Annotated in this window: 23 protein-coding genes; 3 read left to right on the top strand and 20 right to left on the bottom strand. The window is 72.5% G+C overall.

Features of this window, described 5'->3' with window-relative positions; translation table 11 throughout:
* Positions 1-10 precede the first annotated feature (10 nt).
* The 4 genes from QSK22_RS27610 to QSK22_RS27595 form a co-directional block, all read right to left on the bottom strand.
* Positions 11-838 (bottom strand): ABC transporter ATP-binding protein, encoded by an 828-nt coding sequence (locus QSK22_RS27610; RefSeq protein ID WP_502872379.1) that lies wholly within the window; start codon positions 836-838, stop codon positions 11-13.
* A gap of 300 nt (positions 839-1,138) precedes the next feature.
* The gene (locus QSK22_RS27605; RefSeq protein ID WP_285497324.1) at positions 1,139-1,399 is read right to left on the bottom strand and encodes a chaplin family protein; all 261 of its coding nucleotides are present in this window, start codon (positions 1,397-1,399) and stop codon (positions 1,139-1,141) included.
* Positions 1,400-1,558: 159 nt separating this feature from the next.
* Positions 1,559-2,284, bottom strand: a complete 726-nt coding sequence (locus QSK22_RS27600) for a response regulator (RefSeq protein ID WP_285497323.1) — start codon at positions 2,282-2,284, stop codon at positions 1,559-1,561.
* Positions 2,281-3,486, bottom strand: a complete 1,206-nt coding sequence (locus QSK22_RS27595; RefSeq protein WP_285497322.1) for a sensor histidine kinase — start codon at positions 3,484-3,486, stop codon at positions 2,281-2,283. Before QSK22_RS27595 ends, QSK22_RS27600 begins: the two co-directional genes overlap by 4 nt.
* A 146-nt stretch (positions 3,487-3,632) precedes the next feature.
* Here QSK22_RS27595 and QSK22_RS27590 point away from each other — a divergent pair, with 146 nt between their 5' ends.
* Positions 3,633-4,649 carry an SAM-dependent methyltransferase gene (locus QSK22_RS27590; RefSeq protein ID WP_285497321.1) on the top strand — a complete coding sequence of 339 codons (1,017 nt, stop codon included), beginning with the start codon at positions 3,633-3,635 and terminating at the stop codon, positions 4,647-4,649.
* Positions 4,650-4,662: 13 nt separating this feature from the next.
* On the opposite strand, the gene QSK22_RS27585 is transcribed toward QSK22_RS27590, so the two are convergent.
* The 3 genes from QSK22_RS27585 to QSK22_RS27575 all read right to left on the bottom strand — a co-directional run bounded on the left by QSK22_RS27585 (position 4,663) and on the right by QSK22_RS27575 (position 8,211).
* A complete protein-coding gene (locus tag QSK22_RS27585) occupies positions 4,663-5,886 on the bottom strand; it encodes a cytochrome P450 (RefSeq protein WP_285497320.1) in 1,224 nt (407 codons plus the stop codon).
* A 214-nt stretch (positions 5,887-6,100) separates the two neighbouring features.
* Complete coding sequence (locus QSK22_RS27580; RefSeq protein ID WP_285497319.1) at positions 6,101-7,414, bottom strand: PH domain-containing protein; 1,314 nt, start codon at positions 7,412-7,414, stop codon at positions 6,101-6,103.
* Positions 7,415-7,587: 173 nt separating this feature from the next.
* Entirely contained in the window at positions 7,588-8,211 is a 624-nt protein-coding gene (locus tag QSK22_RS27575; RefSeq protein WP_285497318.1) for a PH domain-containing protein, read from the bottom strand.
* A gap of 200 nt (positions 8,212-8,411) precedes the next feature.
* On the opposite strand from QSK22_RS27575, the gene QSK22_RS27570 reads away from it, so the two are divergent.
* The gene (locus tag QSK22_RS27570) at positions 8,412-9,560 is read left to right on the top strand and encodes an NADH-quinone oxidoreductase subunit D (protein ID WP_285497317.1); all 1,149 of its coding nucleotides are present in this window, start codon (positions 8,412-8,414) and stop codon (positions 9,558-9,560) included.
* Positions 9,561-9,627: 67 nt separating this feature from the next.
* Here the strand turns inward: QSK22_RS27570 and QSK22_RS27565 are convergent, their stop codons facing one another.
* The 11 genes from QSK22_RS27565 to dacB all read right to left on the bottom strand — a co-directional run bounded on the left by QSK22_RS27565 (position 9,628) and on the right by dacB (position 20,194).
* Positions 9,628-10,101 carry a DUF3180 domain-containing protein gene (locus QSK22_RS27565; RefSeq protein WP_285497316.1) on the bottom strand — a complete coding sequence of 158 codons (474 nt, stop codon included), beginning with the start codon at positions 10,099-10,101 and terminating at the stop codon, positions 9,628-9,630.
* Complete coding sequence (folK, locus tag QSK22_RS27560) at positions 10,098-10,682, bottom strand: 2-amino-4-hydroxy-6-hydroxymethyldihydropteridine diphosphokinase (protein WP_285497315.1); 585 nt, start codon at positions 10,680-10,682, stop codon at positions 10,098-10,100. Before folK ends, QSK22_RS27565 begins: the two co-directional genes overlap by 4 nt.
* Positions 10,679-11,038: a dihydroneopterin aldolase gene (gene folB / locus QSK22_RS27555; protein ID WP_285497344.1), complete on the bottom strand. Its 360-nt coding sequence runs from the start codon at positions 11,036-11,038 to the stop codon at positions 10,679-10,681. Before folB ends, folK begins: the two co-directional genes overlap by 4 nt.
* Before the next feature lies 1 nt (position 11,039).
* Positions 11,040-11,468, bottom strand: a complete 429-nt coding sequence (locus tag QSK22_RS27550) for a nuclear transport factor 2 family protein (RefSeq protein ID WP_285497314.1) — start codon at positions 11,466-11,468, stop codon at positions 11,040-11,042.
* Positions 11,465-12,424: a dihydropteroate synthase gene (gene folP / locus QSK22_RS27545; RefSeq protein WP_285497313.1), complete on the bottom strand. Its 960-nt coding sequence runs from the start codon at positions 12,422-12,424 to the stop codon at positions 11,465-11,467. Before folP ends, QSK22_RS27550 begins: the two co-directional genes overlap by 4 nt.
* Positions 12,425-12,740: 316 nt before the next feature.
* Positions 12,741-13,334, bottom strand: coding sequence for a GTP cyclohydrolase I FolE (gene folE, locus QSK22_RS27540; protein ID WP_285497343.1), 594 nt, complete (start codon positions 13,332-13,334; stop codon positions 12,741-12,743).
* A 179-nt stretch (positions 13,335-13,513) separates the two neighbouring features.
* On the bottom strand, positions 13,514-15,523 hold the full coding sequence (gene ftsH, locus QSK22_RS27535) for an ATP-dependent zinc metalloprotease FtsH (protein WP_285497312.1): 2,010 nt from the start codon (positions 15,521-15,523) through the stop codon (positions 13,514-13,516).
* A gap of 346 nt (positions 15,524-15,869) precedes the next feature.
* Positions 15,870-16,433: a hypoxanthine phosphoribosyltransferase gene (gene hpt, locus QSK22_RS27530; RefSeq protein ID WP_285497310.1), complete on the bottom strand. Its 564-nt coding sequence runs from the start codon at positions 16,431-16,433 to the stop codon at positions 15,870-15,872.
* Positions 16,433-17,479, bottom strand: a complete 1,047-nt coding sequence (gene tilS, locus QSK22_RS27525; RefSeq protein ID WP_285497309.1) for a tRNA lysidine(34) synthetase TilS — start codon at positions 17,477-17,479, stop codon at positions 16,433-16,435. The genes hpt and tilS overlap by 1 nt, the downstream gene beginning before the upstream one ends.
* A gap of 52 nt (positions 17,480-17,531) precedes the next feature.
* On the bottom strand, positions 17,532-18,674 hold the full coding sequence (locus QSK22_RS27520; RefSeq protein ID WP_285497308.1) for an Rv3626c family coenzyme F420 biosynthesis-associated protein: 1,143 nt from the start codon (positions 18,672-18,674) through the stop codon (positions 17,532-17,534).
* A 209-nt stretch (positions 18,675-18,883) separates the two neighbouring features.
* Complete coding sequence (gene dacB / locus QSK22_RS27515) at positions 18,884-20,194, bottom strand: D-alanyl-D-alanine carboxypeptidase/D-alanyl-D-alanine endopeptidase (RefSeq protein WP_285497307.1); 1,311 nt, start codon at positions 20,192-20,194, stop codon at positions 18,884-18,886.
* Between the two features lie 214 nt (positions 20,195-20,408).
* Here dacB and QSK22_RS27510 point away from each other — a divergent pair, with 214 nt between their 5' ends.
* Complete coding sequence (locus QSK22_RS27510) at positions 20,409-20,912, top strand: inorganic diphosphatase (RefSeq protein WP_285497306.1); 504 nt, start codon at positions 20,409-20,411, stop codon at positions 20,910-20,912.
* 147 nt (positions 20,913-21,059) lie between these two features.
* On the opposite strand, the gene QSK22_RS27505 is transcribed toward QSK22_RS27510, so the two are convergent.
* Together QSK22_RS27505 and QSK22_RS27500 are read right to left on the bottom strand one after the other, a co-directional pair.
* Positions 21,060-22,232: a C40 family peptidase gene (locus tag QSK22_RS27505; RefSeq protein WP_285497305.1), complete on the bottom strand. Its 1,173-nt coding sequence runs from the start codon at positions 22,230-22,232 to the stop codon at positions 21,060-21,062.
* A 275-nt stretch (positions 22,233-22,507) separates the two neighbouring features.
* Complete coding sequence (locus QSK22_RS27500) at positions 22,508-24,190, bottom strand: RNA polymerase sigma factor (protein ID WP_285497304.1); 1,683 nt, start codon at positions 24,188-24,190, stop codon at positions 22,508-22,510.
* Positions 24,191-24,577: the final 387 nt, after the last annotated feature.

The following is a 24,577-nucleotide window of genomic DNA, read 5'->3' as shown; positions in this document are numbered from 1 at the left end:
TCAGCACCGCTCAGCCCGCCAGGTTCTGCTCGTTCCCGGCGGACGGCTCCCCGGCGCCCCCGGTGATGCGGGCGAGCCGGTCGAGCACGGTGTCGGGGGTCGGCTGGAAGAGCTCCGAGACGATCTCGCCGTCGCGCAGGAACACCACGCGGTCGGCGTATGAGGCGGCCACCGGGTCGTGGGTGACCATCACGATCGTCTGCCCCATCTCCCGGACCGACGCCCGCAGGAAGCCGAGCACCTCGGCGCCCGCGCGGGAGTCCAGGTTGCCGGTGGGCTCGTCCGCGAAGATCACCTCGGGCCGTGCGACGAGGGCGCGGGCGCACGCGACCCGCTGCTGCTGGCCGCCCGACAGCTGATTGGGCCGGTGGCCGAGCCGGTCGCGCAGGCCGACCACGTCGACGACGCGGTCGAACCACGCCTGGTCGGCCTTGCGTCCGGCCAGTTCGAGGGGCAGCCGGATGTTCTGCTCGGCGGTGAGGGTCGGCAGCAGGTTGAACGCCTGGAAGATGAACCCGATGCGGTCGCGGCGCAGCAGCGTCAGCTGCCGGTCCTTCAGGCCGGTCAGCCGGGTGTCGCCGAGCATGACCCGGCCGCCGCTGACGGTGTCGAGCCCGGCCAGGCAGTGCATGAGGGTGGACTTGCCGGACCCGGACGGGCCCATGATCGCGGTGAACGCGCCGCGGGCGAACGCGACGCTGACCCCGCGCAGCGCGTGCACCGCGGCGTCGCCGCTGCCGTACACCTTGGACACCTCGACGGCGGTGACGGCGGGCGGCGCGGCGGCCCCGGCGGACGCGGCCGCCCCTTCGCCGGGGCTGGTGAACGTGCTGGTCACGCTGGCTCCTTCGTGGACGTGGACAACGTGCTCCACGCTAGGAATCCGGCGCCGCCTCGCCATCGACCGCGCGGCCACGATCGGTGTCGGCGCCTGGGCTACCGCGCGGCGCCGCATACGACCTGAGTCGTACGGCCCCGTCCCCCGGCGAGCCGACCTGACGCCCACCGCGCACACGACAGAGCGCCGGAGACCAGTTCGCGGTCTCCGGCGCTCTCATCGCCTGCCGTGCGCCGATCAGCGGCGGCGCCCCCGGGTCTGCGCCGTGCCGATCAGCGGCGGCGGATCAGTGGCGGCGGATCAGTAGCCGTGCCGCCGGGGGTAGACCACCGCGGCGCCGCCCTTGCACTTGGCGCCGGCGAAGCCGATGACGTTGATCACCTGCGTGGAGTTGCCGCAGACGTTGACCGGCACGTTGACCGTGACGGGGATCTGGTTGCCGGAGAGCACCCCGCCGGCGCCGCTGGTGACGATGTCGGCGTTGGCGGGCGCCGCGGCCATCAGGGCGGCACCGGAGACGGCGAAGCCGAGGACGCCGGTGGCGGCGAGCTTCTTGAGCACGTGAATCCTCCCGATTTGTCGGGGCCCGGACGGGCCCCGCCACTCGCATGGCGCGTCACCTCGGTGAGGTAACCATCGATAGTTACTCAGCTACTCACCGGTAATGAAAAGCGTTCGGCAACTTGGGGCACAAAAAGTCACCTCAGCGCAATGGTTTCATTACTCACCGTGAGTGTTCTGCCCGCTTTTGACCAGCCCCGTCTCGTACGCGAACACCACCGCCTGGACCCGGTCCCGCAGCCCCAGTTTGGTCAGGATCCGCCCCATATGCGTCTTGACGGTCGCCTCCGACACGTACAGCCGCCCGGCGATCTCGGCGTTGGACAGCCCGCGCGCCACCAGCAGCAGCACCTCGCGTTCGCGCTCGGTCAGCGCGTCCAGCGCCCCCACCGCCTTGCGCTCGGCGTCCGGCAGGTGCACGGCGAACCGGTCCAGCAGCCGCCGGGTCGTGCTGGGCGCCACCACCGCGTCGCCCGAGTGCACCGCCCGGATCGCCTCGACCAGCTGCGCCGGCCCGGCGTCCTTGAGCAGGAACCCCCCGGCCCCCGCCTTGATCGCGGCGAACGCGTACTCGTCGAGGTCGAACGTGGTCAGGATGATCACCTTGGGCGGGCCCGGATACGCGCCGGACACGATCCGACGGGTCGCCTCGATGCCGTCCATGCGCGGCATCCGCACGTCCATGAGCACCACGTCGGCGCGCGTGGACCGCAGCCGCTCCAGGGCCTGCGCGCCGTCCCCGGCCTCCCCGACGACCTCGATGTCGGGCTGGGCGTCCAGCACCATCGTGAAGCCTGCCCGCACCAGCTCCTGGTCGTCCACCAGCAGCACTCGCACCGGCCGCTCGCCGTCGGGCGCGCTGTCGGCCCACCGCGGCTCGCTCACGTCCTGACCTCCTCGCGCAACGGGATCTTCGCGACCACCTCGAAACCGCCGCCCGGCCGCGGACCGGCGCGCACGTGCCCCCCGTACACCGCAACGCGCTCGCGCATCCCGGCCAGGCCGTGCCCGCGGCCGTCGTCGGCCGCCGCGGCGCCGCGCCCGTCGTCGGTCACCTCGATCTCCAGCGCATCGGCGCCGTAGCGGAGCCGGACCCGGGCGGTGGCGTGCGGTCCGCCGTGCTTGAGGGTATTGGTCAGCGCCTCCTGGACGATCCGGAAGACGGTCAGCTCCCGCCCCTGCGACATCTCCGGTGGCGTCCCCTCGCTGTCGAACTCCACCGGCAGCCCGGCCGCGCGCACCTTCTCCACCAGGTCGCCGAGCTGGTCCACTCCGGGCTGCGGCGCGTACGCGCCCTCGGGCGGCTCCGGCGCGGCCGCCTGGGACGGCTCCGCCTCGCCGCCCTCGCGCAGCACGCCCAGCAGCCGCCGCATCTCGGTCAGCGCCTGCCGCCCCGTCGTCGAGATCGCCTCCAGCGCGCGCCGCGCCCGGGCCGGATCGCCCTCCATGGCGTACCAGGCGCCGTCCGCCTGCACGACGATCACGCTGACGTTGTGCGCCACCACGTCGTGCAGCTCGCGCGCGATGCGGGCCCGCTCGGCGGCCATGGCGATCCGCACCTCGGTCTCGCGCTCGCGTTCCAGCCGCTCGGCCCGCTCCTCCAGGGACCGCAGGTACTGGCGGCGCGTGCGCATGTGCAGCCCCAGCAGCCACACCCCCAGCGCCATGCCCGCCAGCATCAGGAAGGCGTACCTGAACTGGTCGCCGTCGCTGATGTACCGCGCCGCCGCCATCGCCGCGCCCACCACCGTCACGGCCAGCGCGGCCAGCCCCCACCGGAACGACGGCCCCGCCGCGACGGTGTACAGCCCCATCAGCACCGCGGCGTTCGCCGGGACGACGTTCAGGCCCGCCGCCCACTGCACGAACGACACCAGCGCCACCGCGGCGAACGTCGTGCGCGGAAGCGTGCGGCGCAGCGCCATCGGACCGAGCAGCCCCGCGATCAGCGCCGCGCCCTCCCAGGGGCCGATGCCGCCCCTCCCGCCGTAGATCCCGGGGACCGTCATCAGCAGTAACGGCGAGGCGAAGAAGCAGTCCACGAGGGGGCGTTTGCGCCGCACCCAATCCCAGGCTCCGCCGACCATGCCGTCCACCCTAGGCACGCGCACGTCACCCGGGATCAGCCTGCGGTCGGACCCGCCTACCCCTGGGGGAGGAACCTCGTCGGCGGGCGCGTCCGGCGGCCGCCGTCCTCCGCTCGCGGCGCGCCGCCAGCCGGTAACGTCAAGGTGTGGCGGCGGTGTGGGTGACGTGGCGCACGGCGATGGAGCAGGCGCTGTACGGGCGGGACGGGTTCTACCGGCGCGGGGAGAACCCCGGGGACCATTTCCGCACCTCCGTGCACGCCTCGCCCCGGTTCGCCGAGGCCATGGCCCGGCTGCTGGGCGAGGTGGACGCCGCGCTGGGCCATCCGCCCCGCGTCGACCTGGTCGACGTGGGCGCCGGATCCGGCCGGCTGCTGGCGGGCATCCTCGACGCCGTCGACCCCGGCCTCGGCGCGCGGCTGGCGCCCACCGCCGTGGAGATCGCGCCGCGCCCGCCCGGCCTGCCCGACCGGATCTGCTGGCGCGACGACCTGCCGGACGCCGTCACCGGCATGGTCATCGCCAACGAGTGGCTGGACAACGTGCCGCTCGACGTGGTCGAGCAGACCGCCGCCGGGCCGCGCACCGTGCTGGTGGACCCCGCCACCGGCGAGGAGCGCCCCGGCCCGGAGCCGTCCGCCGAGGACCGCCGCTGGCTGGCGCGGTGGTGGCCGCTGCGCGAGCCCGGCGACCGCGCGGAGGTGGGCCATCCGCGCTGCACCGCGTGGGCCTCGGTCATCGGACGGCTGCGCCGTGGCCTGGCCGTGGCCGTCGACTACTCCCACACCCGCGCGTCCCGTCCCGTCTACGGGACGCTGACCGGCTACCGCGACGGCGCGGCCGTCCCCGCCGTGCCCGACGGTTCGTGCGACATCACGGCCCACGTGGCGCTGGACGCGTGCACGACGGCCGGGGAGGAGGCCGGGGCGACCGCCTCGTTGCTGACCACCCAGCGCGAAGCCCTGCGCGCCCTCGGCCTGACCGGCGAGCGTCCCCCTGTGGAGATGGCGCGCAGCGCCCCCCGGGCGTACGTCGCGGCCCTGTGCGCGGCCGGCGAGGACGCCGAGCTGATCGACCCCGACGGGCTGGGGAGCTTCGGGTGGCTCGCGCAGACCGTGGGCATCGACATGCCGGCGTCCCTGGCCGCGCGGGCGGCCGTCTGAACCTCGACGCTTTTTAGATTTCCACGTTCAGCGCCCGCAGGCCGCGCAGGACGAACCCGGGCTTCCACTCGGGCTCGTCCACCAGCCGCATGCGCGGGGCGAGCCGCAGCAGCGCGCCGAACGACTCGGCCAGCTCGATGCGGCCCAGCGGGGCGCCCAGGCAGTAGTGGATGCCCAGTCCGAACGTGATGTGCGGATTGGGGGCGCGTCCCAGGTCGAGGCGGTCCGGCTCGGGGAACACGGCCTCGTCCCGGTTGGCGGAGGCGAACTGCAGCGCCACCTCCGCGCCGCGCGGAATGTCGACCCCCGCCACCTGGATGTCCTCCAGCACCCACCGCTCGAACATCGGCGCCGGGGTGTCGTAGCGCAGCAGTTCCTCGACGGCCGACGGCACCAGCGAGTGGTCGGCGCGCAGCCGCTCCAGCTCACCGGGGTTGCGGAACAGCGCCCACCAGGCGTTGCCGGTGGCGTTCACCGTCGCCTCGTGCCCGGCGTTGAGCAGCAGCACGCAGGTGCCGACCAGCTCGTCCTCGGTGAGCCGGTCGCCCTCGTCCACCACCTGGGCCAGCGCGCTGATCAGGTCGTCGCGGGGCGCGGCCCGCCGCCGGCGGGCCAGGCCGCGCAGGTAGTCGGAGAACTCCACGGCGGCGCGCACCGCCGTGCGCTGCGCCTCCGGCGACGGGTTCAGCTCGTACATCCCGCAGATGTCGGCCGACCAGGGCCGCAGCAGGCCGCGGTCGGACGCGGGCACGCCCAGCATCTCGGCGATCACGGTGACCGGCAGCGGCTCGGCGACCTCGGCCAGCAGGTCGCCGCCGCCCTCGGCGGCCAGCGCCCCGGCCAGCTCCTCGGCCAGCCCGCGGATCATGGGCCGCAGCCCCTCCACCATCCGCGCGGTGAACGCCTTGGACACCAGCCGCCGGAGCCTGGTGTGCACGGGCGGCTCCACGTCCAGCATCCCGGCGCGGATCAGGTCCCAGAACGGCTTGAGGAACTCCGGCTCGGGCTCGCGGCCGAACTCCTCGTGCGTGGCGACGTGCAGGTAGGACCGGCCGAGACGCCGGTCGCGCAGCAGCGCGTCCACGTCCGCGTGCCGGGTGACCACCCACTGGTCCGTGGGCTCGTGGTAGAAGACGGGCCGCTCGGCGCGCAGCCGCGCGTACACCGGATACGGGTCCGCCACGAACTCGGGCGACCACGGATCGTACTCCCGCTCCGCCGCGGAGGCTTCGCTCATACCCCGGAGGCTCATACACCGGACTCTAAGCCTCAATCTGCATAAACCCCACTGTCGCAGGGGACGCCACCGCCACCCGCGCGGCGCCCCGGGCGCGCTGCTCGGCCGACTGCGCCCGGCGCCGGGCAGGGTGGAGCCGGCCAAGCGCATCGAGGCCGGGCTGTACGCCGAGCACAAGCCGGCTCCTCAGCACCTGCGCGGGCCCGGCACCGGGTCAGCGGGCGGCCCAGCGGCCGGGGTCTCCGTCGACGGCCCGCGCGGCCTGGGCGCGCCGTGCCGTCGACTCGACGATGGCGCGGGCCTCGCCGAGGTCGCGGTCGGCCGCCGCGACCCGCACCGGGCCCGGCGGCGCGTCGATGTGGACGGTGGCCAGCCCCAGCAGGCGCTGCAGCGGATTCACCGTCAGCCGCACGCTCTGCGCCCGCGCGTGAGCGATCACGTCCGTGCGGCGGCAGAGGAAGCCGTGCCGGGTCACGAACACGTGGTCGTCGGTGCCGGCGCCGGCCGTTCCGCCCGCGAGGCCCTTGGACGAGGCGGGCAGCAACTGAACGGCGTCCACGTTCGCCCCCGGGAACACCTGCGCCACCAGGTGCACCGCCACCTGCCGGGGCGCCACGGGCAGCAGCACGGACGACAGCGCTTGGCGCTCCCCCGCGTACCCGGCCACGGTCACGTCGAGCCGCGCCCACCCGAAGGACCGCCAAAGGGACGGCTCCACGATGCTGATGGCCTGCACCCGCCCCGGAGGGACGGTCTGCATGCGGGTCTCCAGAAGGCCGTACCGCAGCCGTATCCCGTCCGGGGACGTCGCCACGGTGAAGGCGCTGTACATCACCAGGGGCGCGACCACGGCGCGCACCAGGCCGAGCAGCGCCGGAATGGCCACGGCCAGCATGCCCAGCTCCGCGTACAGCACAAGCAACACCAGCGACAGGAGCAGCAGCAGGGCCGTGCCCAGGACGGGCAGCCGCAACACCAGCGACCCGAACAGCGCCCCGCCGGAGACCCGCCACAACGGCCGTTCCGGCGCTTCGGGCGTGTGGCCGGGAAGACCCGCCGCGCGCGCCAGCAGTTCGGCGCGCAGCTGCTGCGCGGTGTTGCGCCCCAGGTAACGCAGGGCGATTTCGCTCTGCTCGCCCCCGGCCAACTCCACGCGTACTTCGGCCAAGGCGAACAGCCGCGTCACCAGGGGCCTCACCACGTCGATGGCCTGGACGCGCGACAGCGGGATGCGCCGCGTGCGTTTGCGCAGCAGCCCCGTCTCCACCACCAGGTCGTCGCCGTCTACGCGGAACCTCAGGGCCAGCCACGTCCACAGCCCCACGCCCACGGCGATGCCCGTCATGGGAATGGTGACGACGAGGAACCGCGCCACCGACTCGGGGGTGATGGCGAGGACGACGCCGTCGTCGTCCCGGGCCAGCAGCAACGGCAGGCCCAGCAGCACGAAGTAGACGGCGAGAATGACGAACGTCCGCAGCGGCCCGGTCGCCCAGTGCAGCCGGTGCACGCCCTCCGAGAACCGCACCGGCGGCGGAGCCTGCCCGTAGAACGGCCCGTGCGGGCCGGGCGCCGGCGGATACGGACGTCCGGCCGGGTACCCCGGCGGCATCTGGTACGGCCCCGGAGGCGCGGGAGGCCCGTAAGCACCCGGGGCGCGGTACGGCCCTCCGTACGGCGCCGGAGGCCGGGCGGGGCCGGTCAAAGGCCCATGCTCCGTTCCTCGCCCTTCTGCGCCAGACGGTCGCGCAGGGAGGCCGCCTCGGCGGCCGGCAGACCGGGGATCACCGCGTCCGTCGCGGCGGCCGCGGTGTGCATGCGGACGGTGGCGATGCCCATCCACTGCTCCAGCAGCCCCGCCGTCACGTCCACGAACTGCATCCGCCCGTACGGCACCACCACCAGGCGCTTGACGAACACGCCGTGCATGACGAGCAGGTCGTCGCCGCGTTCGGCGTACCCCCAGGACCGGTACGCCAGCTCGGCCACGATCCACGCCAGCATCAGCGAGATCAGCGCGGCCGCTCCCCACAGGGCCGCCCCCAGCGCCCCGCCGCCGCGCGACACCAGGAACGCCCCGAGCGCCGCGATCGGCACCGCCCACAGCGTCGCCGCGATCCGCCGGTGCCAGGTGTACCGCTTGGAGATCCCCGCCCACGCCAGCCCGCCCCCGGGCTCGAACGCCTGCCCCGCCGGATACTGCGGCGGGCCCGCGGGCGCACCGGGTGAGGGTGCCCCCGGGGTCGGCGCCCCTGGGCTCGGTGCGCTTGCGTTGGGGGCCGCACCGTACGCCGTGCCCGCGCCCTGCACCGGAGCCGCGTTCACGGGTGCGTTCACAGCGGGCGTGACGCCCGGCTGGGGGGAGCCCGAAGGCCGCCCCGGCGCCGCCTGCGGGGGCGGGTAGTGCTCATGGCTGGGATTCATTGCGTCCTAGTCAACCGGAAACCGCCGGAATACCGCGAGCCCGAAGCGTGGCACGATGTGCAGATGAGCATCGCACCCGCAGGTGAACGGTGGCGAAGCGGATGACCACGGAACGCATCGTCGGGATCGGCGCGGGGGCCAAGGAGCTGGCCACCGAGGACATGATCCTCAACATCGGCCCGCAGCACCCGTCCACGCACGGCGTGCTGCGGCTGCGGCTGACGCTCGACGGCGAGCGCATCACCGCCGCCGAGCCGATCATCGGCTACATGCACCGGGGCGCGGAGAAGCTGTTCGAGGTCCGCGACTTCCGGCAGATCATCGTACTGGCCAACCGGCACGACTGGCTGTCGGCGTTCGCCAACGAGCTGGGCGTGGTGCTGGCCGTCGAGCGGATGCTCGGCATGGAGGCGCCGCCGCGCGCGGTGTGGGCGCGCACCCTGCTGGCCGAGCTGAACCGGGTGCTCAACCACCTGATGTTCCTGGGCTCCTACCCGCTGGAGGTCGGCGCGATGACGCCGATCTTCTACGCCTTCCGCGAGCGCGAGCAGCTCCAGCGGGTCATGGAGGAGGTCTCCGGCGGCCGCATGCACTACATGTTCAACCGGGTGGGCGGGCTGAAGGAGGAGCTGCCCGCCGGCTGGACGGCCCGCACCCGGCGCGCCATCGCCGACGTGCGGGCGGGCATGTCCGACATCGCCGACCTGATCCTGGACAACGAGATCTTCCGGGCCCGCACCCGCGGCGTCGGCGTCCTGACCCGCGAGCAGATCCTGCAGTACGGGGTGTCCGGCCCCATCGCCCGCGCCAGCGGCGTCGACTTCGACCTGCGCCGCGACGAGCCGTACCTGGCCTACGGCGACCTGGACGTGCGCGTCGTCACCCGCACCGAGGGCGACTGCCTGGCCCGGTTCGAGTGCCTGCTCGACCAGGTGTACGCCTCGCTGGACCTGGCCGACGCCTGCCTGGACCGCCTGGCCGAACTGCCGCCCGGCCCGATCAACCAGCGCCTGCCGAAGGTGCTGAAGGTCCCCGAGGGCCACACCTACGCCTGGACGGAGAACCCCCTCGGCATCAACGGGTACTACCTCGTCTCGCGCGGCGAGAAGACCCCGTGGCGGCTGAAGCTGCGGTCCGCCTCGTACAACAACGTCCAGGTGCTGTCGGAACTGCTGCCCGGCAACCTGGTCGCCGACATGATCGCCATCCTGGGCTCGATGTTCTTCGTCGTCGGCGACATCGACAAATAGGCGGCGCAGGGCCCCCTCCCGCCGCCCGACGCGGCCGGGGCCCGCCTGGGCCCCGGCCGGCTCAGGCTCAGGCCCGGGCGGCGCCCCGGTCCTGCTGCTCCTCGTCCGGGCCCTTGGGGACGCGGCAGGCGTACTCCAGGAAGTACGCCGCGCCCACCAGGACCGCGGCGGCCACGAAGGTGGCGGCGCTGACGAAGAAGTCCGCGCGCGGAGTCGGCTTGTCCAGCGACCCCGACAGCGCGGCCGCGAACCCGGCGAACACGCCCGCCAGCACGGCCGCGGCGTGCGCGCTGGCCTTGCCCAGAACCGCCATCCGGGCGACCACCAGCGGCTCCACCGGCTTGGTCCCCGGCCGCCGGCGGATGCGGCGCAGGATGTTCACGCCCGTGGACGCCTCGCCCAACGCAAGCAGCAGCAGGGTCGGCACCGCCGTCCACGGCAGCGGTGGAAGCGACACGTACGCGGTCTCCAGCACTGCCCAGGTGATCAGTCCGATGACGACCACCAGGGCGAGCAGGAACGTCGGGCGGGAAGGTCTCATGCAGGCGGCTGCAGGCTCAGATCGTCACGGCGCCGCACGGCGGCGTCGGCCTCGGCCCGTTTGGCCGCGGCCAGATCACCGACGCGTCCGTGCCCGGGCAGCAGCACATCCGGTTCGATGTCCGCCCACGGCACCAGTACGAACGCCCGCTCGTGCGCGCGCGGGTGCGGCAGCGTCAGGTCGGGGTCGTCGGAGGTGATGTTGCCGAACATCACGATGTCGATGTCCAGCGTGCGCGGCCCCCAGCGGACCTCGCGGGTGCGCTGCATCGAGTTCTCGATGTTGAGGACCCGCTCCAGCAGGTTCTCCGGTGGCAGCCGGGTGTCGGCCACCAGCACGACGTTCAGGTAGTCGCCCTGCTCGGGGAGGGTCTCGCCGGGCGGGGCGTACGGGGCGGTCTCGTAAACCGGGGAGAGCGCTACGAAGTCCAGGCCGGGCGCGTCGAACAGCGCGTCGACGGCCTCCTGAATGTTGTCCAGCCGGTCGCCGAGATTGCTGCCCAGCGAGAACACGACGCGATGGGCGACCAGCATGTGGCCTCCGGTCGCGGTGCGGTCGGGCATACGCTCGGACGCTGTCATGGACGACTCCTCCTGATCCTCACGGCCACGTCCGTGAAGGGGTGCGGCACCGGGGCGTGCGGCTTGTGGACGGTGACCTCCACCTCGGACACCGCCCGTTCCTGCAGGCAGACCTCCGCCAGCCGGTCGGCCAGCGTCTCGATGAGGGCCACGGGCTCGCCCTCCACGACAGCGACCAGCCGGTCGGCGAGAGATCCGTAGTCGACGGTACGGGACAGGTCATCCTCGGCCGCCGCCGGGCGCGTGTCCAGACCCAGCGCGACGTCCACCACGAACTCCTGGCCCAGCTCGCGCTCGGCGGGCAGCACGCCGTGCCGCCCTCGGGCGCGCAGTCCGCGCAGCTCTATCCGATCCAGCTCATTGCTCCTCTGCGTTCAGAATCGGGGACCCGTGGTGGACCAGCAGCCGCCAACCCCCGCCGACGCGGACGAACACGTTCGTCGCGATGATGCTTCCCGCGGCCAGGGCCCCGCTCTCGCCGCCCTGCTCGGCGGTCAGGACGTTCTCCTTGCACGTCACCACGGCCTGCTCGCCGTAAACGTCGGCCTCGACATCGGTCAGGACGAACTGGATGTACTCGGTGTTCGCCATGATCAGCGCCCATGACCGCAGCACCTCGTCCCGTCCGCGCAGCCGGGTCCACCCCGGATGCACGCACATCACACCGGACGCGTACGGCCCGTCCGCCCACACCGCCGACATCCGGTCCAGGTCGCCCGCCTCGAATGCCGCGTAGAACTCGGCGTTGGCCTCGACCAGCTGGTCACGGTCCACAGCACGGCTCATCGCCTGCCACCCTGCACACCATCGCCGCCGCCCGACAACCCCCCGTCGTCGCCGGGCTGCGGGGTCCGGGTGGTGCGTGCCGAGGGCGGGAGAGGCGGCGCGGTCTCGCCCGCGCCGGTGCGCAGCGCGGCCGCCACCCGGACGGCATCGGCGTTGGGGCGCACGCGGTGGACCCGTACGCACCAGGCGCCCGCCGCCGCGACCAGGGAGGACACCGCCACGGTGGCGTCGTCGCAGTCGGCGAACGGACGCGGCGTTCCGTCCGGGCCGGCCAGGAGCCGTCCCAGGAAGCGTTTGCGGGAGGCGCCCACCAGCACCGGGTAGCCGGTGTCGTGCAGGACGTCCAGATGGGCCAGCAGCGACCAGTTGTGCTCGGCGTGCTTGGCGAACCCCAGCCCCGGATCCAGCACGATCATGGACGGGTCGACGCCCTCGTCCAGCACCGCGTCCACCCGGCTCAGCAGCTCGTCGCGGACCTCCCGGACCACGTCGCCGTACACGGCCCGCGTCTGCATGTCGTGGCTGTGCCCGCGCCAGTGCATCACCACGTACGGCACGCCCGCGGCCGCCACCGCGCGCGGCATGTCCGGGTCGGCGAGGCCGCCGCTGACGTCGTTGACCAGCCGGGCACCGGCCGCCACCGCGGCCTCGGCCACCTCGGCGCGCATGGTGTCGACGCTGACCGGGACCCCCTCGGCCGTCAGCGCCTCGATCACGGGGACGACCCGGCGCAGCTCCTCCTCGCGCGACACCCGCTGCGCCCCGGGACGGGTCGACTCGCCGCCCACGTCGATCAGGTCGGCGCCCTCGGCGACGAGGTCCAACCCGTGCCGGATGGCCTTGTCGGCGTCGAACCAGGCGCCGCCGTCGGAGAAGGAGTCGGGCGTCACGTTGACCACGCCCATGACGAGGCAGCGCCCTGGCGTGGGCAGCCCGGGGACGGCGGCGGCGCTCATGCTCCAACCCTATGCCTTGATCGCACCACCCCGATCCCCCGCCCCTGGCCGACACCGCCCCAGGACACCCACCCGCAACCAGGGTCCGATCACCGCGATGAAGGCCCCGCCAACAGCGCCGGATCAACCGCGGAGAACCAACCCCACAGCCCCAGCGGGCATCCCGAGACCGGCAGCCCACCACCGCGGCAAGCACCCGTCGACAGCATCGAATCAGCCATGAGGAATCAACCCCAACAGCCTCAACCCGTGTCTCAACGGGCCACCGGCGAACAAGACTCCACCGCCACGGCGAAGGCCCGTCGATGGCGCCGGGTCAGCCGCCGAGGATCAGTCCCATGGCCTCGGCGCGGGTCTCGGGACGGTCGCGGAACGCGCCGCGCACGGCCGAGGTCACCGTCTTGGCGCCCGGCTTGCGCACACCCCGCATGGTCATGCACAGGTGCTCGGCCTCGATCACCACGATCACCCCGCGCGGCTCCAGGATCCGCATGAGCGCGTCGGCGATCTGGCTGGTCAGCCGTTCCTGCACCTGCGGCCGCCGGGCGAACACGTCCACCAGCCGCGCCAGCTTCGACAGGCCGGTGATCTGCCCCTTCTCGTTGGGCGTGTAGCCGACGTGCGCCAGCCCGTGGAAAGGCGTGAGGTGGTGCTCGCACATCGAGTACACCTCGATGTCCTTGACCAGCACCATCTCGTCGTGGTCGGCCTCGAAGACCTTGTTCAGGGCGTCTTCGGGGTTCTGCCGGAGGCCGGCGAACTGCTCGGCGTAGGCGCGGGCGACGCGGGCGGGGGTCTCGCGCAGGCCGTCGCGGTCGGGGTCCTCGCCGATGGCGATGAGGATCTCGCGGACGGCGCGTTCGATGCGCGCGTGGTCGAAGACGCGTTGGCCGCCGCCCGGCACCACCAGGCCGGATTCGGCAGGGTCGCCGGAGGCCGGGACACCGCTCACACCGCCGGGCTCGGCACCGGCCTCGGCGGCGTGCTCGCGGCTGCCGGCGGGGTCACCGGAAAAGCCGGTGGACCCGGCGGCCAGGCCGGCCGCCGGGTCCCGAAAAGTGTCGTCGTCGTACCGTTCGGACAAATCGATCAGCTCTCGCCGGAGGACGGGTGGTCGGGAGTGGGCTCCGTCTGGCCCGACCCCTGGCCGTTGTTCTTGGTGAGGTCAGCGACGTCCTGCGGGCCGAGCAGGGCCAGCTCCTTGGGCGTCAGGACCGGGGGCCGGTCGGAGGGCAGCCGCTTGCCGTAGCCGGTGTAGGAGTTCTGGTGCGGCCGCTTGCGGATCGGCGCGAAGATTTCCAGCACCTGCTCCTTGGAGAGGGTCTCCTTCTCCATGAGCTGCAGCACCAACTCGTCGAGGACGTCGCGGTACTCGACCAGGATCTCCCAGGCGGTGTCGTGCGCGGCCTCGATGTAGCGGCGCACCTCGTCGTCGATCGCCGAGGCGATGTCCTCGGAGTAGTCGCGCTCGTGGCCGACGTCGCGGCCGAGGAACACCTCGCCCGCGCCGGTGCCGAACTTGCGGGCGCCCAGACGCTCGCTCATGCCGTACTCGGTCACCATGTTGCGGGCGATCGCGGTGGCCTTCTCGATGTCGTTGGCCGCGCCGGTGGTCGGCTCGTGGAACACCAGCTCCTCGGCGGTGCGGCCGCCCAGCAGCATGGCCAGCTGGTCGGTCATCTCCGACCGGGTGGTCAGGAACTTGTCCTCCATCGGGAGGGTCATGGTGTAGCCGAGGGCCCGGCCGCGCGGCAGGATCGTCACCTTGTGCACGGGGTCGGCGTTCGGCAGCGCGTGCGCCACCAGCGCGTGCCCGCCCTCGTGGTAGGCGATGATCTTCTTTTCCTTCTCCGACATGACCCTGGTCTTGCGCTCCGGGCCGGCCATGACCCGGTCGATGGCCTCCTCCAGGGTCTCCATGTCGATCAGCTTGCGGTCGAACCGCGCGGTCAGCAGCGCCGCCTCGTTGATCACGTTGGCCAGGTCGGCGCCGGTGAAGCCGGGGGTGCGCCGGGCGATGACGTCCAGGTCGACGTCGGGCGCGAACGGCTTGCCGCGGCCGTGCACCCGCAGGATGCCCTTGCGGCCCTCCAGGTCGGGACGGTCCACGGTGACCTGGCGGTCGAAGCGGCCGGGACGCAGCAGCGCCGGGTCGAGGATGTCGGGCCGGTTGGTGGCGGCGATCAGGATGACGCCGCCCTTGACGTCGAAGCCGTCCATCTCGACCAGCAGCTGGTTGAGGGTCTGCTCGCGCTCGTCGTGGCCGCCGCCCAGGCCCGCGCCGCGGTGCCGGCCGACGGCGTCGATCTCGTCGATGAAGATGATCGACGGGGCGTTGGCCTTGGCCTGCTCGAACAGGTCGCGCACCCGGGAGGCGCCGACGCCGACGAACATCTCGACGAAGTCGGAACCGGAGATCGAGTAGAAGGGCACGCCGGCCTCGCCGGCCACGGCGCGCGCCAGCAGGGTCTTGCCGGTGCCGGGCGGGCCGTACAGCAGCACGCCCTTGGGGATCTTGGCGCCGATCGACTGGAACTTGGCCGGGTTCTGCAGGAAGTCCTTGATCTCCTCAAGCTCCTCCAGGGCCTCGTCGGCCCCGGCCACGTCCGCGAACGTGGTCTTCGGCGTGTCCTTGGTGATCAGCTTGGCCTTGGACTTGCCGAAGTTCATCACCCGCGAGCCGCCGCCCTGCATCTGGTTCATGATGAACAGGAAGATCAGCACGATGACCACGATGGGCAGCAGGCTGAACAGCAGGTTGAGGAAGAAGCTCTGCTTGGGGACCTCGACGTTGTACCCCCCGGGCAGCTTGCCGGCCTGGGCCTGCTGCTGCAGCTGCTCCTGCAGCCTCAGTCCCTGGCCGTCCACCCAGCTGGCCTGCTGGTGCTTTCCGTTGTTGAGGGTGACCTCGATCCGCTGGTCCTTGTCAATGATCTTGGCGGAGCGGACCTGGCCGGCGGCGATCTCCTGGACCACCTTGGAGGTGTCGGTCTTCTCGTACGAGCGGCCGGGATTCATCCCCCACATGACCATGGCGACCAAGAGGCCCAACAGCAGGATCCACAGCAGCGGCCCGCGAAAGTAGCGTTTCACGTCCATTTATCCGGTAACCCCTCCGGGGCCCGTCCCTCCTATTGCGATCCTCGCCCGTCCCGCAGGACGGACGCCACTGTGATCCGGCTCCATGCGTGCGGCGGACCCTCGCCGGAGCCCCCGGCCCGCCGAGGCGACCGGCCCCGCCGGGCGGCTTCCCCGGTGCAGGCCCGGACATCGACCGTACACCGGGCGGAGCGGGAGGCGCAGCCTGCGCGGATCCCTGATCCTTCCGGTATACCCGTCAGCTTCCAATGCAACGATCCGCGCCGGTGTGATGTTCCCCGGCGGCCGTCCGCGGGGGCTCCGCGGCGCCGCGCGGGCGCTTCACCGACGCCGGTGCCGGGCTCCCTCAGGCGCTCTCACCTCCGTAGACGTGGGGCGCCAGCGTCCCCACAAAGGGAAGGTTCCGATACTTCTCGGCATAGTCCAGGCCATACCCGACGACGAACTCGTTCGGAATGTCGAAGCCGATGTAGCGGACGTCCACCTCGGTCCTGACCGCTTCCGGCTTGCGCAGCAGCGCGCAGATCTCCAGTGAGGCCGGGCCGCGCGAGCGCAGATTGCTGACCAGCCACGACAGCGTCAGGCCCGAGTCGATGATGTCCTCGACGATCAGGACGTGCCGGTTCATGATGTCCGCGTCCAGGTCCTTCAGGATACGCACGACGCCCGACGATTTGGTGCCCGAGCCGTACGAGGACACCGCCATCCAGTCCATGGAGACAGGTGTGTGCAGCGCCCGGGCAAGGTCCGCCATGATCATCACGGCGCCCTTGAGCACGCCGACCAGCAGCAGGTCCTTGCCGGCGTAGTCGGCGTCCACCTGCGCCGCCAGTTCCCGCACCTTGGCCTGGAGCTGGTCCTCGGGAATGAGCACCTTCGCCAGGTCGGCGCCCAGGTCCTTCTCGTCCACTACCCACCCTCCGGGAAACGCATAGTCATTCGGGCCGGGCCCGGGCCGAACAGCAGCCTTCCCTCTCGCCGGTACGCGCGCACGCCCCCGGGCAGATCGACGTGCCGCTGTCCATGCCAGGCGGTGACCAGCCGGTCCACGTGTTCCACGTGAACGGCCGCGAGCGTACCGGGTGGACTGCCCGCGGCTATCGCCGCCTTCCTCAGCACCCGCGTGCGCACGGCCTTGGCGAGCCCCGCCAGAACGTCCAGGGTCAGCGCCACGGAGTACGGTTCCGGCGCGGCGGTTTCGCACTCGGCGTAGGCGCGGTCGGCGATGCCGTCCAGGGCATCGGCGTCGTCGCGCAGCATGCGCGCGGTACGAGCCAGCGCCTCGGTGATTCCGGGGCCGAGCGCCTTCTCCAGGGCGGGCAACGCCTCGTGGCGCACGCGCACGCGCGTGTAGGCGGGATCGTCGTTGTGGGGGTCGTCCCAGGGTTCCAAGCCCATGGCCAGGCACGCCCTTCGCGTGGTGGCCCTGTCGATGTCCAGAAGCGGCCGCACGTAGCGGATCTCCCGCGCCTCACGGGTGCGGACGAACGAGGCGGGCATGCCCGCGAGCGAACGGGCTCCTGAGCCTCGGGCGAGCCCCATGAGGACGGTCTCGGCCTGGTCGTCCCTGGTGTGCCCCAACAGCACGGCGGCCGCCGCCAGGTTGGCGGCGGTCTCGTCGAGCGCGGAGTACCGGGCGTCCCTGGCGGCGTTCTCGGGCCCCCCGCGGTTCCCCACCGTGACGGTCACCGCCCCCGCCGGGTCGAGCCCGAGGTCCGCCATCGCCCTGACGACCTTCTCCGCGCGCACGGCCGAGCCCTCCTGCAGGCCGTGGTCAATTGTGACGCCCCCCGCCGGACGTCCCGCCCGGGGGGCCTCGAACGCCAGCGCCGCCGCCAGCGCGAGCGAGTCGGCGCCGCCGCTGCAGGCGACGAGCACCATGCGGTGGGGCGGCAGCGCATCGAGGGCGCGCCGCACCGCCACACGGACCGCCGCAACGGCCGGGTCAGGCCCCATCGCCCCTACCGCCCGCAGGTGGAGCGCCCGGGGCCGTACGAGATGGCCGCGCTCACGCCCTGTCGGCCTCGGGGGTCTGCGCATCGGGAGTCGTCGCCTCGATGGCTCTGGGGCCCAGCACCCGGTCCATCCACAGTGCCGGCTCCTTGATCTCCTCGTGGGTGGGCAGCGTCTCGGCCGATTCCCACACCCGGTTGAAGCCGTCCATGCCCACCTCGGCCACCACCCGGTGGACGAACCTCGCCCCTTCGGCGTACTGCCGCATCTTCAGGTCGATGCCGAGCAGCCGCCGGAGGGTCTTGTCCATGCGGGTGCCGCCCTCGCGGCGCCGCTGGAACTTGGCGCGGATCTGCTGCACGGACGGCACCACCTCGGGGCCGACCGCGTCCATGACGTAGTCGCCGTGCCCCTCGACCAGCGTCATCACGGCGGTGAGCCGGTCGAGGATCTCCCGCTGCTCGGGGCTCTGGATCGCGTCGATCAGGCTGGAGTCACCGCCGCGCACGGCGTCGGCGATCGCGTCGGCCGCGTCCCTCAGCCGCTCCAGCAGCGCCCCGGGGTCGAGGTCGGAGGCGAGCAGGAACTTGGTCATCTGGTCCTGGACGTACTCGCGCAGCCACGAAACCCCGGTGAACTGGGCGCGGTGCGTCTCCTCGTGCAGGCACACCCAGAGGCGGAAGTCCCGCGTGTCCACGCCGAGCTCCTGCTCCACCTGGACGATGTTGGGGGCGACGAGGGTGAGCCTTCCGCTGGGCGCACGGCCGGACGGGTCCGGAGGCAGGAACAGCTCGTACTGGCCCAGCACCCGGCTCGCCATGTACGCGAGTATCGCGCCGACCTGCATGCCGGTCACGCGGGAGCCCACGGCCTGCACCACGACGCCCGCGCTCCCGCTGCCGAGCAGCCCCGTCCCGCGGCGCTCGGCCATCTGCTCCATGAGGGGTTCGAGCACCACCCGGAAGCCGTCCACGTTCGCTCGGATCCAGCCGGGCCGGTCCACGATCGTCGCCGGGGCGGGCGCGGCCTCCGCCCGCATGCCGGTGAACTCGCCGACGTGCCCGTGCGCAACGCGGGACAGCTCGCGCAGTTCCGCGACCACCTCGCGCGCCTCGGCCTGCCCGACCTGCGGCCCCGGCCGGACGAGCCGCGTGCCGGTCTGCACCGCGAGGTTCCAATCGATCATTGAGGCGCTCATGTACTCCACCGTACGTTTCGACCCCGGCGCCTGAGCGCCCCTGCAGATCGTTCAACGAACAACCGATTCCGTTATCTCCCGTACGACCACATCCATACCCTCGGAGAACCGCGTACTCCACCCCCCGGCCGCCTCCAAGCGCGGGTGCATGCGGGCGGGCGTGCACCGGTGACGGCCCCAAGCGCGCGCGGGCGTGCCCCCGACACGGGTCAGGTGCAGGCGCAGGAGGCGACGACGGCGGCGAGGGCGTCCAAACGGGAGGGATCGACCTCGCCCGTCCCGTCCCCCGCCATGAACGCGAACGCCAGCAGGCGCCCGTCGGCGTCGTAGGCGTATCCGGCCAGGGTGCTGACGCCCGCGAGCGTCCCCGTCTTGGCCCGGACCAGGCCCGCGCCCGCCGCACTGGAGGGCGTCATGTAGCGGGGAGGGGACAGGGTTCCGGAGAACCCCGCCACCGGCATGCCGGTGATCGCCGCACGCAGCTGGGGATGGTCGTCCGATGCGGCGAGGGCGACCAGCCGCGCCAGCGCGATCGGCGTGATCCGGTTCTCCGTGGACAGCCCGCTTCCGTCGTTGACCTCCACCCCGGCGGACACGCCGAGTTCGCCGAGAACCTCCACGACGGCCTGGGCGCCCCCGGCGAAGGAGGGTGGATAGCCCCTGTTCATCGCCACCTGACGGGCCACCGCCTCGGCGACGTCGTTGTCGCTGTCGGTCATCAGATGCTCCACCAGCGCCGACAACGGCGGGGACTGCACGGCGCCGAGCTGGTCGGCGTCCTCGGGCGCCCTGCTGGGGCGCCCCCGGGTGGCGGCGACGCCGTAACGGGCGAGCAGCCGGGCGAACGCGGCGGCGGCTGCGGCGGGCGGGTCGCCCACACGGGTCTTGGTCTGCGTGCCGGGCGCGGCCCTGCCCTCGTCCACAGTGAGCGCGCTCACGGGGGCGATCTCGCCGTCCGGCAGGTAATTGGGCTTCCAGCCCGCGGCGGTGCGCGGGCCCTGGTAGGCGGTCGCGTCGTAGTCCACGCGCACACGACGCGTACCGGACGCCTTGAGGGCCGCGGCCGTCTGACGTGCGAGATCGGCCAGCGAAGCGAATGCCGGCCGCCCCCGCCCGGCGGGCGCGGAAAGCGCGGTCAATGTAGGATCCCCGCCGCCGACCAGCACGACCCCGCCGCCGCCTCGTACGACCTTGGTGGTGATCCGGTGCTCGGGTCCGAGCGCGGCCAGCGCCGCGACGGACGTGGCCAGCTTGGTGGTGGACGCGGGCGTGGCGGGTCGGTCGCCGTTCTGGTCGAACAGCTGCCGGCCGGTACGGGCGTCGATCACGACCGCGTTGGTGGGGGTCGGCGAGCCGTCGAGCAGCCCGGCGAGCCGTCGTCCCAGCACGGTGGCGTCCGCCGCGCCTGCGGCGGCCCCGGCCGGTCGGACGGTGGCGGACGTGCGCACCGGCTCGCGTTCGGCAACGCCGGGTGACTGGGGGGACAAGCGCCGGTCGGGTGTGAGTTTGGCCACTGCCATGCCCGCGCCCGCCGTCGAGACGTGTAGGAGGGAAAGTGTGACCATGACCAGGGCGCGCGTGCGTTTCGGCACGTGACCGCCCCCCTCTCCCCCTCAGCACCCACCAACGTGCGACATCCTTGTATAAGGGAACACCATCCCGTGCGGGCCGCCCTCGCCCGCCCGGGCTCCCGAAAGACTATTGACTGCGACGGCGCAGGGAGCGGAGGACATCGTGGACTTCGACGTCACCATTGAGATCCCGAAGGGTCAGCGGAACAAGTACGAGGTGGACCACGAGACCGGTCGTATCCGCCTGGACCGGATGCTGTTCACCTCGACGCAGTATCCGGCCGACTACGGGTTCATCGAGGACACCCTGGGCGAGGACGGCGACCCGCTGGACGCCCTGGTGCTGCTGCAGGAGCCGACGTTCCCCGGCTGTCTGATCCGCTGCCGCGCCGTCGGGATGTTCCGCATGACGGACGAGGCGGGGGGCGACGACAAGGTCCTGTGCGTCCCGGCCACCGATCCGCGCATGGAGCACCTGCGCGACATCCACCACGTGCCGGAGTTCGACCGCCTGGAGATCCAGCACTTCTTCGAGGTCTACAAGGACCTGGAGCCCGGCAAGTCCGTCGAGGGCGCCAGCTGGGTGGGCCGCGTCGAGGCCGAGGCCGAGATCGAACGCTCCCTCAAGCGCGCCGCCGCCCAGGGCGCCCACAAGGGCGGCCACTGACCGCCGTGCCCGGTCGCTGACCCGAGCCGTTGCCGGCTGGGCGGGGCAGGCCGGACGGCGCCGATCCGCTCCCGCCGCCTTCCGGCCGTGACCACGCCGTCGCCCCGCCCCCGCCGCCGTCGCCGGGGGCTCGCGGGGCGCTGCGGCTCACCCGCCTGGACGGGTGGCGCCGATGAGCCCCGGACGCCAGATGCTGGAGATGCGCACCCTGCCCCCCGTATAGGGGGCCTCCACCATGCGGCCCTTGCCGATGTACACCCCGACGTGGTGGATGGTGTCCGGGTCGGCGGTGTTGTACGCGTAGAACACCAGGTCACCGGGGCGAAGGCGGTTCAAGGGGATGTGCGGCCCCGAGGTCCACTGCGTGCCGGTCCAGTGGTCGAGCTGCACGCCCGCCTGGGCCCACGCGTACATCGCCAGCCCCGAGCAGTCGAATCCGTGGATGCGGGAGCCGTGCGCGATGCCGTAGCTGGGCCCGTGGACGGTGCCGCCGCCCCACGAGTACGGCGTGCCCAGCCAGCGAAGCGCGGCCCGGACCACGACCGACGCCCGTGCGCGGCTCCCGTGCAGGCCGGCCCCCGCGGCGTCGGCGGCCGCCAGCGCCTGGCGACGGCGGCGAGCCAGTTCGTCGGCGCGTTCCCGGGCGATGCCGAGTTCGCGTTCCAGGCGCCGTTTCTCCGCGCCGATCTCCCGGACTGCCTCCTGCTGCCGCTCCACGGCCTGTTCGGCCGCACGGCGGGCCTGCATCGCCCGCTGGGTCGCCGCGTTCTGCTCGGCCAGCGCCGACCGGGCCTGGGCACGGAACACTCCGGCGACGTTGCGGGCGGCCTCCAACGCCTGGAGGAGCCCCGCACGGCGGCGCGCGAGCATTTCCAGGAGGCCGGCGCGGTCCATGAAGCCCTGCGGCCCGCCGCCCCCGGCGACGACCGACGGCCAGGCGTTGTACCCGGTGTTGGCCTGGTACGCCTTGGCGGCGAACGCGGCCAGGTCGGAACGCGCCTGCGCGTACCTGCGTTCGGACTCGGCCAGGCGCGCCAGGGCGTCCCGGTGGGCCGCGACCGCCCTGGACAGTTCGACCTGCTCTCTGTTGTAGCGCTCCACGGCGAGCGCGGCTGCGGCGGAGAGCCGGTCGAGCTTCCCTGCGGCCTGCGCATACCGCACCTTGGTCCGGGCCACCTCGTCGGCGCGTTCTTCCGCGCGGCGCCTGGCCCCCTCCACGTCGCGGGCGTCCGGCACCGGATCGGCCATCGCCGCCCCGGGCGTGGTCGCGGCCGCCGCCGAAGCAGCCTCGACCCCGAGAACGGGCGGTGCACCCGTCACCGCGAGGACGGTGACGCCGCCCAGGGACATCAGGCGCTTGGCCGCACTCCACCGGCGCGCTGACGGCCGCCGCCCTGCACGCGTTCGCAGAAACACGGTCCCCCCCACCGTGATCATCGACGCGAGGACGCAACCCCCTGGGTGCGGGTCGGTCACTCAGGCCACAGAGATCACTACTCTAAGCGATCACTGTGCACACGCCATGACCTTTTGCCCCGCGTCGCCCCACCGGACACGAATCCCGGCCGAACGCGGCGCGGCACCTTCCTACCTGATCAGGTGCCGGAGCCCTGCGGTAGCGGTGTTCCTTCGGAAGGCGGCGGCGAGTCAGGCTCACGGGACGAGGGAGAAGACGGCGTGCTCGTCTCCGAGAGGGGAGAGGCCGGCGGAGTCCGATCCGAAGAGGGCGGCGCAGAAGGAGACGGCTGCGGCACCGACACCGTGGGATCGGCGCCGCCGGGCCCCGGAGGGTTCGTCGGGTCGGGCGGGGCCGGCGGACGCCATGTGACGCGCACCCCCACTCCGCCGGGTGCGAAGACGACGCCGCCTTCCCCTGCGGAGCCGCCGGACCTGGTGACGACCACGTCGAGCGTGATGGTGCGCCCAGCGGCGATGCGTCCGGAGGTCCGGCCGAGCCGTATGGGTCCCCATGGCTTCGCACGCCAGTCCACCGGACCGCCCTCAGCGGTCAGGTGCAGTGTGCCGCGCGCGGCCCCTGCCAGGTCGAGGTAGAGAGGCGCCACCGTCAGGCCGGCGGGTCGGCTGCGGGGGTCCTCGTAGTCCACCAAGCGCACCCCCGGCATGTTCACCAGTGCGGTGGGCGGGGCGGCGGAGACGCGCGCGCCAAGCGGGAAGGTCGCCGACACGGGTGCGCTTCCGACATCCGCCCCCGGCGACGGCCTGCCGATCGTGGGCAACGGCGACGCGGACGGCACCGACGGACGCGGGGAGCCCCCGGACGCCGCCGTCCCCGTATCGTCCTGTGCTGCGGTCAGCCGGTAGAAGACGAACCCGCCGCCTCCCAGCAGCACCGCGACCAGCGCCGCGGCCGCCGCTGCACGCCCCACCGCCGGCCGCCGCCCCACATACGGAATGCGCCCCGCGGCACGGCGCCACCACCGTGCTCTCCGCGGCGAAGAGGCGAAATGGCGCGACTGCTTGGGAAAGCCCGCCGGGCCGAACGCGCCGACGCGCGTCGCGACGAACAACCGGTACCCCACCAGCTCGGGGTCGTGGAAGCAGGCCATCACCCGTGCCCGTAGGGACGCAGGCGGGCGCACCCTTGGCAGCAGGCCGAACACCTTCACCGCCGACACCGTGCGAGGCCCCAGGGCCTGGCACGCGTCGCATTCGCGGGCGTGCCGCAAAAGCCGCTCGTTGAGATTCCCCGTGAAGGGTCCACGTCGCTGCCGCAGCAACGCCCCGCGTTCGGCGCAGCCATACGGGCCCTTGTGGGCGAGGATCTCAGCGGCCACAGCCGCCTCCAATTCGGCGTGGGCGCGTTGGAGACGGCCCTCTACCTCCTTGTTGGAGAGCCCGACCACCGCCGCCAAGGCGGACACCGGCAATTGGTGCCGCACCCGCAGGTCGAGCAACTCCCGGCTGAGCGGCTCCAGTGCCTGGACGGCCTGCCACGCCATCACACGCTGGTCGACGTCGTCCTGGTCATGGCTGGCAACGGGCAGGTCGGGCGGCTGGTCGCGGCCGGGCATACGGCGCGCGCACTCCAACCGGGCGATGGCGTAGAGCCAGGCGCAGAACCGGTCGGCGTCGCGCAGCCGCCCGATGTGCGCCTCGGCCACGATGAACGAGTCCTGCAACGCCGCCTGCGCGGCGTCCCGGTCGCGCAGGCGGGCCCAGCAGTATTCGTAAAGGCGTCCGGCGTAGGCGTCGTACACCGCCGCCAGTGCGGCCGGGTCCCGTACACGCAGGGCCTCGACCAATAGACGGTCGTCCATACCCTGCAAGGTAAGTGTTGCGCACCCCCTCCACCCCCGATTCCACAAGATCGGAATAGCCGAACCCAGGCACCCCGACCAATTTCCACCAGATCGCCACTACTAGTGCGCAATGCCAGCATTGACCGCCTCCACCCCACCCCCCACCACCTGCCAGGTGTAGCGAAGCGCAACTCCGCAAGCGCGCAAAGTAATAACGACATAGGGAGATCAAGAGCCCCCATAGTCAATTACTCGCGAACAGCACGAAGCGCCCTACATACTTTTCCTGAACGACACAGCCGACACTCAACCAAAAATCATCGAAATACCGTCATACGGCAACAATTCTGAGCCTGGCGGACCGCACGCGGACCGCCGACAACACGGCCGCCCGAACCGCCCATG

The organism is Actinomadura sp. NBRC 104425 (assembly GCF_030269545.1).
Classification (GTDB): domain Bacteria; phylum Actinomycetota; class Actinomycetes; order Streptosporangiales; family Streptosporangiaceae; genus Spirillospora; species Spirillospora keratinilytica.
Note: the sequence above shows the minus strand (reverse complement) of the source record. Positions and strands in the feature narration are given on the sequence as shown.